The organism is Paenibacillus periandrae, assembly GCF_022458865.1.
GTDB lineage: Bacteria > Bacillota > Bacilli > Paenibacillales > NBRC-103111 > Paenibacillus_S > Paenibacillus_S periandrae.
The window spans coordinates 194,446-207,656 of the sequence record NZ_JAJNMU010000007.1; the positions used below are offsets into that span (position 1 = coordinate 194,446).

Genomic DNA, 13,211 nt, shown 5'->3' on the forward strand with positions numbered 1-13,211 from the left:
TTTGAACTACTATTTTAAGAAAAATGTAAGGATTTGGCGAATATGAATAACCTGTGAAGCATTTATACGAAAAAAAAGAGCGACAAGCACCATCGGTTTCGACACAAACCGACACTGCTTCTCACCCTTATATTCAATTTATTGGAGCCATAATGATATATTTGGTTTACTTGATAATAACTGCATATACCTTGCCAGGCCCATGAATACCGATTGTCAGATCATTCTCGATATCCGCGCTGCGGCTCGGACCTGTAATCAGATTAAGAGAGGAAGCATATTGACTGGCATCAAGCTTGCCATTCGTAACCTGCTGAAAAGCTTCACCCATTCGTGTTACAAGCTGATCAGCACGAAAAACAGCGAATAATATATCGGTCAGCAGGCTTACGGAACGACCATGCTCAGGCGAGCATTGCAGTACAAGCGTACTCGTGTTGGCTACCGCATAATCAGGCCATATGATGCCCATCTCGCATCGCTCTGTCCGCTGCAGCAGCCGACTGCGCTGCTGCCAGTTCGAAGGAGCTGCTCCTTGCTTGTCGGTATGTACCGAAGACAGCTCAACAGGACCGGAATCCGCCGTCGCTTCAAGCTTGCTTGGATCCACAGAGTCGGCTTCAATCGGCTGCACATCGGCTTGTTCCGCAGAAATTGTCGAATCGGGCCCAACGGTGCCGTTGAAGCTCGAAGTATCCGCACTTGGTGTGCTGCCTCCATCCACCGCACTCGATCCGAGAGTCCAGGGGACTACCTCGACTCCCGCAGCGGACAGCGCACCGTCCACATTCAGCCCGATCAAACCGGCATGCTGCCAGCGCGAAACCCGTTTAACCTGCAGCTCCTCCACGATCTGCTGCAGCCATATCCCGAGCTTCTCTTCTGCCTCCGCCGCTTCCACGACAAGTACCTTGCCTGTCAAAGCTGTCCAGTTATCGGTAAAAAGCTGAATTTTCTCCTCGGTTGTCCGTTCAATTTCTTTATAAAATGCAGGCGCTCCTCTGTAAGGATGCTCCGGTGCCACGGCATCAGGCGACTTTCGCCCCAATCTTGAAGAAATATTCGCGATAAAAGAATCGCGGCCACGAATCTGTCCAGGCTTAATGGTCATGATGCTCACCTCTGTTCTTCGAGTCTGCCGTAGATGCCGCAATAGGAGCAGCAGCGCTTCCCGCAGAGGACTTCATTTCCTGCTGCAGCTTATTCCACTTATCCCGAAACGACTCCTTGGGCTTCATAGGAAAGAAGCGAGACTGCGTCCAGCCCGACATCGGTCCCGGACCTTTCTTGATAAAGCCTTTGCTAATAAACGGCTTCTGCAAATAGTAAGCGGAATTCATCGCTACCTTGTACAGCTTGACGTTGCCAAACACAGTTTGAAATGTCTTAAAAGCAGTACGCTCGGCAAACGGGGTCAGCCCCATCTTCACCTTGCGATTACGCAGCTGTACGAGCATATCATGCAGCGGAATTTTCACTGGGCATGCCTCATAGCAAGCTCCGCATAAGCTTGAAGCATAGGCCAGCTCACCGGCTTCCTTCATATCCTGCTGCAGCAGCGGAGTCAATACAGCTCCGATAGGTCCACTGTACACGCTGCCATAGGTATGGCCACCAACATGCCGATACACAGGGCAAACATTCAGACAGGCCGCGCAGCGGATACAGTTCAGAACCTCTTGGAACACGGGATCGCCAAGCTGCTCGGAACGTCCATTATCCAATATAATCAGATGGAGCTCTTCAGGCCCATCCAGCTCGCCTTCACGCCGCGGCCCTGTAATCATGGAGGTATAGGTTGTCAGCTTCTGTCCCGTAGCGCTTCTCGCCAGCAGATTCAGTACTACCTCCAGATCATCAAAAGTAGGAACCAGCCGCTCCATTCCCATAATGACTACATGCGACTTCGGTATCGTGCTGACCATTCGACCATTTCCTTCATTGGATACAAGCGTGATCGAGCCGGATTCAGCTACACCGAAGTTACAGCCTGTCAAGCCAATATCGGCCTCCAGAAAATAATTACGCAGCTTTTGTCTGGCAAAATCGGCAAGAACCCTCGTTTCCGGAGGAAAGCTTTCCCCGGACTCCTCGTTGAACAGGTCGGCAATCTGCTGCTTGTTCTTATGAATCGCAGGAATAATCAGATGCGATGGCGTTTCTTTGGCAAGCTGCAAAATATATTCGCCTAGATCCGTCTCGATCGCTTCGATCCCATGATCCTCCAAATGGTGATTCAGATGAATTTCCTCGGACACCATCGATTTGCCTTTGGCAACCAGCTTTGCCTTCCGTTTCTCGGCAAGTTCCATAAAGGTTTTTACGGCCTCATCGGCAGTCCGGCAAAAGTACACATGCCCGCCCGCTTTGGATACATTATCCGTGAACTGGGTCAAATAATAATCCAGATTATCAATAACATGGGTACGAATCAATCGTCCACGCTCACGCCACTGCTCCCAATCGCCAAAATCATCTGTCGCCTTCAGCTTTCCGGTCTTCAGCTTATCCGTTGTGAACGCAACCGCCTTCCGCAAAAAATCGTCAGCCAATGCTTCTTCCGTCCGCTGCTTTAAACCGCTTCCGATGAGCTGCCTAGTTTCTACCTGACTCATTACGCTTCACTCCTTCCTCAAGCAGCTGCGCCAAATGCATCACACGAATCGGCTTATTATCTTTATTCAAAGCCCCACCGATATTCATCAGGCAGCCCATATCCGTTCCTACCAGCACTTCTGCACTGGTCGAGCATACATTTCCTGCCTTTTCGCATACCATTGCCTCGGACATATCCGCCATTTTGACGGCAAAGGTACCGCCAAAGCCACAGCAATCCTCCTTTTTCGGAAGCTCGATCAGCTCAAGCCCCTGAACCTTCGATAATAAAGCGCCCGGCTCCTCCTTAACACCCAACAACCGCATCGCATGGCAGGAAGGATGGTAAGTGACCTTCTTGTCAAATTGTGCGCCTAGATCCGTTACACCAAGTACGCCTACCAAAAATTGCGAAAATTCATACGTCTTTTCCACCAGCTGCTCAGCCTTCAACAGCCATTCAGGCTCATTGGCAAATAACTGCGGATAATAGTGGTGAACCATCCCGGTACAGGAGCCGGAAGGGGATACCACATAGTCACTATGCTCAAAAGCGCGGATCAGCCCGCGTGCAACTTCTCTTGCCTCATCCTGATAGCCGCTGTTAAAAGCCGGCTGCCCACAGCAGGTTTGCTGCTCTGGAAAGTCAACCTCACACCCGTAACGGGTTAACAGCCTTACGACACTTTCACCAACCTCGGGATACAGCTGGTCCGCCAAACAAGTAATAAACAAGGAGACTCGCATCTGGATACCTACCTTCTCTAAATTAACCATCACTCTTATACTTATCAGGTTATCAGATATGTTGAATTTTTGAAAGCCTTTTTATAAAAAACAGCAAAAAACCGCTGCTCGGCATCGGCGTCCTTGCAAGGGTACTCTATGTAATCGATTATCCATGCACAAATAATAAACGCCCCTGTCTATTTTCCAATAAACAGGGACCTTTATGTGGTATTTCTATTCACTTTTTTCTTAAGCTCCATTCATTTACCTTACATCATCAGAACATCTTCAGAATGAACATCATCAGATCAAATTTATTAAGGTTTTAAATTTTTGTTGCTATTGCTCGGTTTCGGTCATTCGGTTTCAGGTTGAGGTCCCCACATGCTCTGAATGCTTCGGAAATGAGCATGCTTCGCTTACCTACGTCATTGGACTATCCCCTCTCCCTTCAGATCCTTTGCTTTTATTTTACTTTCAGCACCAAGGTTAACTTCAAGCACCCTGAACTGAAACTTGTTAACGGCTTTGATTAAGCTCGTAACCATTCGATTGGCCATTGGATAATAGCTTGTTATGTCACTGGGTCCCCGCATGCTCGGATGGCTTCAGATTAAGCATGCTTCGCTTACCTACGTCATTGGACTATCCCCTCTCCATACAGTATCATTACAACATCATTTGTATGATTGCTTTCAGTAACCAGAGGTTGTAACCTCTGTACCGAAACTTGTAAACGAATGTAAGCTGGAAGTTTGATGGCTTGCTGTAGTGATTTGGGGTGCTTATTGTGTGTGCTGCTGTTCTTTTGTTAAATTCATATTAATATATTATTAGATTATTGTAAATATTCAGATAATTCCGTTTTTTGGACTAAAAGCCTAAATATTTAACTTAGCTCCCCAATACCTGCCAATTTCGTTCAATTGCTCTATGATCCTATGTATATGAATATTGCCATCTATATATGGCTAGACAAGATCTTATTTTTTCAAAAATTTCAGCAAAACCTGTTCGACATGGAACAAATGCTTGCGCATCGCTTCCTGGGCAGCTGCAGGCTCCTGGTCACGAATCGCTTCAAATATCGCTTTATGCTCCTCCCACAGCTGCTTCGATACGGTTTTGTTGGCATACATCTGAAGCCGTCTCGTTTCTCTGATAGCCGTCTGCATTTGCGTAGATATTGAATCGATCATCCGTGCCATGATTGAATTATGCGCCGCTTGTGCCAATGTCAAATGAAACAACAGGTCAGAGCGCTCCCCCTCCTGTTCATTGCCAAGGAAATTTTCCATATTGCGAATAATGTCTTCCAACTTGGCGATATCCTCTGCATTTCGTTTCTCTGCGGCCAGTGCAGCATTGGATATTTCCAGTGCCTTGCGCGCCTCAATCAGCTCAATGACCGTCTCCCGATTCATCAGCAGCGCATCAAATACAGGCAAGTCTACATCCTGTGATTCTATGCTTCGTACATAGCTGCCTTCACCTTGGTGAATTTCAACAAGTCCCATTGCCTTTAAAGCGCTTAACGCTTCACGCAGTGTAGATCTGCCTACCTGAAATCTTTCCGAAAGCTCCTTTGCAGAAGGAAGCTTTTCTCCCGGCTTCAACTGTCCGCTGACAATTTGCTCCTTGATTTGATCCGCTATCACTTCATATATTTTACGTGAAGATATTTTTTGAATATCCAACCCATACGCCTCTTTTCTCCATACAAAATGTCTGCATTCGTTGAAATCATTAGTGAACTACACACCACCTATGAGGTGGGTGCTTCTTGGTCAATAGAGCTACTGCTCCAAGTTTACCCAAGCTTATAGGCTAGTTCCTAACCCGATACGTGCAATTTACATTGCTAATTTCAAAAGATTTACAGCCGCATTTATATCTCTGTCGTGTTGTGTACGACATTCAGGACAAGTCCATTCACGTACGGCAAGGTTTTTCACTTCTGCGTTTTTGTAACCACAGCAGGAACACAATTGGCTACTTGCAAAGTTTTTTGGTGCAATAATCAATTTTCTGCCGTACCAGTTAGCCTTATATTCGAGCATCGATCGAAACAAACTCCAAGATACTTCTGATATGGCTTTAGCTAATTTGTGATTCTGCATCATGTTCTTTACACGCAAGTCTTCCATAACGATCACTTGGTTATCGCGTATCATTTTGGTTGACGTTTTGTGTAAGAAGTCTTTACGCTGATTAGATATTTTTTCATGAAGCTTGGCAACCTTCAACCTTGCTTTATATCGGTTATGGCTCCCTTTCTTCTTTTTCGCCAACTCCTTTTGCAACTTGGCTAATCGTTTTTCAGATTTACGAAGATGTTTAGGATTAGCGATAACTTCACCTTCCGAAGTTATCGCAAAGTCTTTCAGTCCTAGATCAACGCCTATCCTGTTTTCTGTATTCGGCATAGGTGTTCGCTCTGTTTCAAACAGCACGGAAGCAAAGTATTTTCCTGATGGTGTTTGGGATAGGGTGCATGATTTGATTAGACCCGTGATTTGACGATGTAGCTTGATTCTGATTCTTGTCTTCAGCTTGGGAATTTTGATAGTTCCATTTTCAATGGCTATCGTTCCGTTCTGATTGTTCGTTGTGAAGCTATTGTTGTTCCTCTTCTTGCTTTTGAATGTTGGGAAGCCTACGTTCTTATCACGAAAAAAATTCTTATAGGCTTTATTTAGGTTGAGCCCAGCGTTTGCTAATGCAAGGCTATCCACTTCTTTCAGCCACGGGAATTCTTTCTTGTATGAAGCAGGTGTCGTATTAAGCATCTTTTTCGTTTGCTTATAGTGTTCGATCTTATCAGCAAGCATCTTATTGAAGATGAATCGGACAGAGCCGAATACGTTCGCTAGATATTGTTGTTGCTCATGGTTGGGATAGATGCGGTATTTGTAGGCTTTTAGCAAGTTTTCACACCTTTCTGGCCTTGAGTTTCAATATACTTTTTGATTACATCAATAGGCGCACCACCCGTAGTGATAAGGCAATAGCTTCTCGACCAAAAATATTCCTTCCACAGTTGTTCACGAATAATGGGGAATTCTTTCTTGATAAGTCGAGAGGAAGCACTTTTATAAGCATTCAGGAATTTGGAAATGTCGGTATTGGGATGAGCCTTCATAAGAACGTGAACATGATCCTTGTCATGATTCCATTCTTGCAGCGTGATATTGTAATTGGGCTGAATATACTCGAATATCTCTTTCAGCCTATTCGATATTTCATCACCTATTACTTTTCTGCGATACTTTACGACTAGAATAAGATGATAATGAAGCGAGAATACTGAGTGGTTATTAGAGTCTAATTCCATTGATAACACAACCTTTTTTGTAATACGACTGAATACTACTATTCTAGCGTTTTAGGATGGAATAGTCAATGAAGGAAGACCATTGCCATTCATCTCGCCAATTTAGAAGCTTTAGAAGTGGGGGAATTCTGACAACTTCCTGTTAAAAGTATATCCTGTTACCATAACAATTCCACATATCATCATGATCAACGATAATGTGCTATATAAAACGGATATTCGAGCAGATGATTCATGGACTATATATAGCTTTGCGATGATTTACGAAAGAGTCCAGGGGTTATCCCGACCGTCTTACGGAACAAGCGAATGAAGTAGTTGTAATCATGAATACCTACCTGCGCCGCGATTTCCTGAACAGGCATGCTGCTGTGGACAAGCAGCCGCTTGGCCTCCTCCATCCTCATCAGATGATGATATTGCAGAGGACTCATGCCCGTATGCTGCTTCAGGCAGCGGGCAGCATAATCGAAGTCAAAATGAAGCTGATCCGCAACCCGCTGTGCCTCGAAAGGCTCGTTGCTGTGCTCACGTATATACAGCTTGAACTGCTCGGCAATGACATGGGATCTTGTCGAGCGGCGGCTCGCTCTCAAGCCGGCCTGTACCTGGGACAGCAGCCTGCCCAAGGCTACCTGCACATCAACAGCATGCTCTAAGGTGAGACTGCTGCGCAAACGCAGCATATCCTCAAGCGTCGGCAGGAGCGGCCGGATATCGATCTTTCCATATTTGGGTAGAAACAATGACTGCTCTGAGGGGATCAGGTCACTATCGGTTCCTCTGCTTACCAGAGTTGACCAAGGTATTTGCTTCTCGGCCATTCTTGCCACCGGACGCTCGTGCTTGAAATGAACCCAATAAATCGAGGTATCCTCTATGCACGGCATATACCCGCAATGTGTCCGCCCCGGCTCCATCAGCAGCATTTCCCCGCTCTGAATCTCATAAGGGATACTATCCTCCATCATGTATAAGGCACCACTGCATACTATCAGCATATCGTAGACCTCAAAGCATCGTTCAAAATGCTGCATTCCCGGTTTCCAAACCGAATGGCCAATGGTTAGAAACTGCGGAAGCGGTGGAATAGGTAACTGGACGATATCCATCTTGACACTCCTTAGACTTTTGCGTAGCAAAGCTCGTACCGAAAGCCCAGCTTGGTATTCCATCCAGCCAAGTCTTTGTATATTCAGTGTATCGTAAAAAATACTCATTCACAAACAATGTCAGTCGAAAATGTGCTATAAAAAGTCGCCAACTCGCCTATTCCCATTCCTTCGTCGGCTTTATATTAGTAAGGTAGTCTTCATTGTATCCGTAATCATGATCAATCTACCCTAGAAGGAGAGTGTCATTCATGCGTTTTCGTCAGGTACATTTGGATTTCCACACCTCAGAGGCGATTCCCCATATCGGCAAGCAATTTTCCAAGCAGCAATTTCAGGACATGCTGACCCAAGGACATGTGGACTCCATTACAATTTTTTCCAAATGTCATCATGGCTGGGCCTATCATCCTACTGAGGAGAATGAAAGGCACCCGCATCTGGATTTTGATCTGTTAGGCGCCATGATTGAAGCAGCCCATGAGATTGATGTCAAAACCCCTATCTATGTTTCCGCAGGGCTGGATGAAAAACTGGCTCGACGCCATCCCGAATGGCTGATCCGCGATATTAACGACAACACCAATTGGCTGGACGGCTTCATGAAGCCAGGCTACCACCAATTTTGTATGAATTCTCCTTATCTGGACGTACTCGTACGCCAAGTAGAGGAGGTTGTCCGCAAGTATGAGGGGGACGGCATCTTCCTCGATATTGTTGGCGTTCGTAAATGCTACTGTCACAACTGTGTTCGTACACTTCGTGATGAAGGACAGGATCCGCGCGACTCCGCCGCGGTCATCGCCTTAGGGGAGCGTGTCTATGCCAATTACACCCGACGCATTCGCGAAGCGATTGACGCCATCAAGCCAGGCTTGCCTGTTTTTCACAATGGAGGCCACATTCGTCGTGGACGCAGAGACTTGTCCGCCATGAACACCCATTTGGAGCTGGAATCATTGCCTACCGGAGGCTGGGGCTACGATCATTTCCCGCTTTCCGCGCGTTATGCTCAAGGCCTTGGCATGGATTATCTCGGTATGACCGGAAAATTCCATACAACCTGGGGCGAGTTCGGCGGGTATAAGCATCCCAACGCGCTTCGTTATGAAACCGCCCTTAGTATTGCCAATGGCGCACGCTGCTCCATCGGCGATCAGCTTCATCCGGAAGGCCTGATGGACCCGGCTACCTATGCTCTAATTGGCGCGGCATATCGTGAAATTGAGCACAAAGAAGCCTGGTGCAGCGATGTGCAGGCGATTGCCGATGTTGCCCTGCTGTCTGTTGAAGCTATCGGTGCTTCCAAGGAAGAAAAACGTGAGGATCGCTCAGGATCAGCAGATGCCGGGGCCATACGCATGCTGCTGGAAGGGAAAATTTTATTTGATGTTGTCGATTTGGACAGTGATTATACACGCTATAAAGTACTGATTCTGCCAGACGACATCTTGGTCGGTTCCGAGCTGCAGACCAAGCTGAATGCCTACTTGGCGCAAGGCGGCAAAATTCTGGCAACCGGACGTTCTGGACTGAACGAGACTGGTGATGCATTTGCTATTGATCTGGGTGTTGTCTGGGAAGGACCCCATTCGTATAAACCGGATTATTTCCGCCCAAGCTTTGAGCTGACTAACCTCTCGAATGCCGCTTTTATCTTCTACGCAGATGGACAACGCGTGAGCTTAACCGATGGGCAAGAGCTGGGCAGGCGGGAAAATCCTTATTTTAACCGCGAGGTGTTTACCTTCTGCTCCCATCAGCATACGCCAAGCGCCCAGCAGCATGACGGCCCTGGCATGGTCGAGAGCAGAAACGGGATTTATTTGGCATGGAACGTATTCAGCGATTATGCTACCAAAGGCAGTCTCGCTTTGAAGGAATGCGTGCTTTTCGCGCTGAACCATCTGCTCCCGGATAAAACCTTGAGCACCAATCTTCCTGCGCAGGGGATCGTCACCTTGATGGAGCAGCCGGCCCAGCATCGCTACATTAATCATATCCTGTACGCATCTCCCGTCAAGCGCGGCAATGGTATAGAGGTGATAGAGGACATTGTGCCTATATACGATACCCTGGTGACGCTGAAGCTGGATAAGCAAGCCAAGCAGGTTTACCTGGCACCGCAAATGGAGCCTCTTCCATTTGCGGTGAATGAAGCGGGGACTGATGTATCCTATACGGTGCCTAAGCTGGAATGCCATCAGATGGTTGTAATTGAAGTCTGAGTAATCCGGGAACGATATCGCATCAGATTTGCAATGCTAGCTGCCGGATTTGGTGAAATTTAACACGATTTATTTTGAAGAAAGCTTGAGAAATCAGGCTTTTTTCGTTATATATGCCCTGCAATTTCTAATCTGAACGAATGCTACTGTTGCTGTTTTCGCTTTTTCGGGTTATCCTAGTATTCCGATTCTATTAACGCATTAACCCAATCGCATCCTTACCCTTCATCCCAGGCACAATGCCCAAACGTTCTGCCTCATAAGTGACGGATTCCAGCGGAGCCTCCAGCAGTTCCTCGACCGTCTTGACTCCCGTTGCTCTGGCTGCGAGAATGTGGCGATCTTTCAATCTTTCGTTCAGCAGTCCGACATCTAGGGCACCACACATAATGTATCCACGATCAGTTGTCACCACAATCAGCGTCGTTTTGGGCAGCTTAACCTCAATCGCCAAGGCTGTGAAACCATCTATTGCAACAGGATGCATCTGGATCATATACGCACCTCCTTTTCTCAGACTTACCCTTCATTATATGAACAGGGCTGATGAAAGTTATGGGCTAATCGGAAAAATAGAAAACGGTTTGGACATGAACTCGTAAAAGTATGGGCTACTTTTGTACTAGAAAAAGTGATATAGTTAAGTTAGGTATCGTTCAAATGGAGGAGTCCGCATGGATATTAAGCAGAATCAAATAGACAAACGCAGATTTCTATTCAATGTAGATATCCTGATTGAAAGCGAATCCAATGGCCATGCTCTGGAAAAGCTACTCCACTTGTTAAATACATCCGAAGTTCAAGATTATTTGGTCAAAGAGGGAATTCATTTAGGCAAAACCATTGAGGCTATCATGCGGGAGACCATCAGCAAACAACTAGCAGACACTCATTCCGGGGAAAAACCAGATATAACAACTACAACCAAACCTTTGGATAAAGCTGCAGACGCACCAAACATGAAGAAGAAGGATAGCGCCAGTCCCATCAAGCCGGAGGATCCGCATCAACCCATCTGGGATCAATTCCAGAGCTTTAAGGAACGCAACTCCCTGGTTCGTCTTACTGTTGTCAAAGCCAAAGGCATCAAGCTGAGCCTGCCCTGTCGTATTCTAAATGTGGATGCGCCCGGAGGTATGGTCTCTGTATATCATGTTGACGAGAAGCAGGTTTATTTGTTCAAAATCAATGAAATTGACGATTTTGCAGTAAGCTCATGAGAAAAGCCTTTAACGGGGATACGAATCTCCAACGTTAAAGGCTTTTTTATTCACCTGACTCCTCATCCTGATGGGCTGCTACCTGCTGAAAACGCAGCATCAGCTCCTCCACCTTTACCGTGCTGACCGGAGGACTGAACCAATATCCCTGTATTTCATTGCAATGGTTGTTGCGCAGAAACACCAACTGATCCTCCGTTTCAACCCCTTCGGCGATAACCCTAAGGTTCATATGCCGCGTCATGGATATAATCGAAGCAACAATAGCTGCATCATTAGGATCGGTCATAATGTCACGTACAAAGGATTGGTCGATCTTCAGCTTATCGATCGGGAATCTTTTCAAATACGATAATGAGCTATAGCCCGTACCAAAATCATCGATACTGATTTTCACACCCAAAGCCTTCAGCTCCAGCAACACATCAATCGCAAGCTCAACATCCATCGTACTGCTTTCGGTAATTTCCAGCTCCAAATACGATGCAGCCAAACCGGTCCGGCGTAAAACTTCCGATATTTGATCACGCAGGTTATGCTGGAGAAACTGCCGGGTTGACAGATTCACAGATACAGGTACAAACGGAAATCCTTCGTCCTGCCACTGCTTATTTTGACGGCATGCCTCCTGTATGACCCATTCACCTATGGGCACGATTAGCCCGCTCTCTTCGGCATAGGGAATAAACTCATTAGGGGGAACCAGCCCTCTGACAGGATGAAGCCAACGAATTAAAGCTTCAAAGCCGACAATATCACCCGTTTTAATATCCATTTGCGGTTGATAATACAGCATCAGCTCATTGTTACTTAATGCTCGCCGTAAATCATTTTCAAGGGTTAGCCGCTGTAACGAATCGGATTTCATTTCTGTATTAAAGATTTGATAGGTCTGCTTTCCCTTATTCTTGGCATCGGTTAAAGCAATATCCGCATATTTGATCAAAGTTTCCGCTTCCAGCTCTTCGTCAGACAACAGGGCAATACCGATACTTGCCGTAATATGTAATTGGAAGGCATCTAACGTAAAGGGCTCCTCCAGAACTGCCATCACCTGCTCAACCAGCTCCGTCACCGAGTCAGCATCCGAACGTCCCGTGAAAAACAAGGCAAATTCATCACCCTGAGTTCGCGCCAAAAAGTCTTTGGGTGTAATACACCGACTGAACCTTTCCGCAAGCTGGAGCAGCAGCATATCCCCATAATCATGGCCAAAGCAAACGTTAACCACCTTAAAGCGGTCAATATCAATTAAACATACAGCCAGAAATCCATGATCCGGATACGTCCTGTAAATCACTTCATTCAATTGGTTGACAAAAAGGCTGCGATTCGGAAGTCCTGTCATATCGTCATAATAAGCCATATGGCGAATTCGTTCTTCTGTCCGCTTGTTGGCGGTAATATCCTGACCAATGACGATAATGCCAGTAATATCCTGACCTTGCTTAATGGGAGCTGCCGTAGCATCCAGATCAACCCGATAGCCATACTTATGCTGTACAGCTGTTTTGAAAGTTTGCGGGGTGCCTTCACAAGCGTATTGAACAGCATCTAAAGAGTGTTGGACGGATTCCTCGGAGAGCAGTGATTGAAAGGAACGATTGTGGATATCATCTTTCAAATAACCCAAAATTTGTTCCGTATTCCCGTTTGCTTTCATGATCAAACCATGGCAGTCCATCAAAAATACAATGTTAGGATTGTGCTCGAACAACGATTCAAAAACGGATTGATTATCCTTGAGCCAGCTTTCCATCGAATCATGCCTGGTACCACTACCGACCTGCTTGCTGCTGACCAACCAACCGGGACGATATATCAAAAGGCCAAGATAAACGAATGTAACTGCACTCAATCCCACAACAAAAGGGTAAGGGAACTGCAAAGCCACTGCCAAGGCATACAGAAAATTGGAAGCGAATATAACGTACAGCTTTGCAGGAACCGTATTGGAGTCGGCAGCCTTAATCATCATAGACCCCCTCTGCAG

General features: G+C 46.3%; 11 protein-coding genes. 2 read left to right on the top strand and 9 right to left on the bottom strand.

Going from position 1 to position 13,211, the window contains the following annotated elements; genetic code table 11:
• Positions 1-166 precede the first annotated feature (166 nt).
• The 7 genes from LRL21_RS13465 to LRL21_RS13495 form a co-directional block, all read right to left on the bottom strand.
• Positions 167-1,111, bottom strand: a complete 945-nt coding sequence (locus LRL21_RS13465) for a LutC/YkgG family protein (protein ID WP_240416294.1) — start codon at positions 1,109-1,111, stop codon at positions 167-169.
• Complete coding sequence (locus LRL21_RS13470; protein ID WP_240416295.1) at positions 1,101-2,615, bottom strand: LutB/LldF family L-lactate oxidation iron-sulfur protein; 1,515 nt, start codon at positions 2,613-2,615, stop codon at positions 1,101-1,103. The genes LRL21_RS13465 and LRL21_RS13470 overlap by 11 nt, the downstream gene beginning before the upstream one ends.
• On the bottom strand, positions 2,596-3,342 hold the full coding sequence (locus LRL21_RS13475; protein WP_240416451.1) for a (Fe-S)-binding protein: 747 nt from the start codon (positions 3,340-3,342) through the stop codon (positions 2,596-2,598). The genes LRL21_RS13470 and LRL21_RS13475 overlap by 20 nt, the downstream gene beginning before the upstream one ends.
• Positions 3,343-4,307: 965 nt before the next feature.
• Complete coding sequence (locus LRL21_RS13480) at positions 4,308-5,021, bottom strand: FadR/GntR family transcriptional regulator (RefSeq protein WP_240416296.1); 714 nt, start codon at positions 5,019-5,021, stop codon at positions 4,308-4,310.
• Between the two features lie 156 nt (positions 5,022-5,177).
• Entirely contained in the window at positions 5,178-6,251 is a 1,074-nt protein-coding gene (gene tnpB / locus LRL21_RS13485; RefSeq protein WP_240416297.1) for an IS200/IS605 family element RNA-guided endonuclease TnpB, read from the bottom strand.
• Positions 6,245-6,658 carry an IS200/IS605 family transposase gene (gene tnpA, locus LRL21_RS13490; RefSeq protein ID WP_240416298.1) on the bottom strand — a complete coding sequence of 138 codons (414 nt, stop codon included), beginning with the start codon at positions 6,656-6,658 and terminating at the stop codon, positions 6,245-6,247. The genes tnpB and tnpA overlap by 7 nt, the downstream gene beginning before the upstream one ends.
• A gap of 239 nt (positions 6,659-6,897) precedes the next feature.
• Complete coding sequence (locus LRL21_RS13495; protein WP_240416299.1) at positions 6,898-7,770, bottom strand: helix-turn-helix transcriptional regulator; 873 nt, start codon at positions 7,768-7,770, stop codon at positions 6,898-6,900.
• 251 nt (positions 7,771-8,021) lie between these two features.
• Here LRL21_RS13495 and LRL21_RS13500 point away from each other — a divergent pair, with 251 nt between their 5' ends.
• The gene (locus LRL21_RS13500; protein WP_240416300.1) at positions 8,022-9,998 is read left to right on the top strand and encodes a beta-galactosidase trimerization domain-containing protein; all 1,977 of its coding nucleotides are present in this window, start codon (positions 8,022-8,024) and stop codon (positions 9,996-9,998) included.
• A gap of 193 nt (positions 9,999-10,191) precedes the next feature.
• On the opposite strand, the gene LRL21_RS13505 is transcribed toward LRL21_RS13500, so the two are convergent.
• The gene (locus tag LRL21_RS13505; RefSeq protein ID WP_240416301.1) at positions 10,192-10,494 is read right to left on the bottom strand and encodes a YunC family protein; all 303 of its coding nucleotides are present in this window, start codon (positions 10,492-10,494) and stop codon (positions 10,192-10,194) included.
• A 178-nt stretch (positions 10,495-10,672) separates the two neighbouring features.
• On the opposite strand from LRL21_RS13505, the gene LRL21_RS13510 reads away from it, so the two are divergent.
• Positions 10,673-11,218, top strand: a complete 546-nt coding sequence (locus tag LRL21_RS13510) for a hypothetical protein (RefSeq protein ID WP_240416302.1) — start codon at positions 10,673-10,675, stop codon at positions 11,216-11,218.
• A gap of 46 nt (positions 11,219-11,264) precedes the next feature.
• Here the strand turns inward: LRL21_RS13510 and LRL21_RS13515 are convergent, their stop codons facing one another.
• Positions 11,265-13,196 (bottom strand): sensor domain-containing protein, encoded by a 1,932-nt coding sequence (locus LRL21_RS13515; RefSeq protein WP_240416303.1) that lies wholly within the window; start codon positions 13,194-13,196, stop codon positions 11,265-11,267.
• Positions 13,197-13,211: the final 15 nt, after the last annotated feature.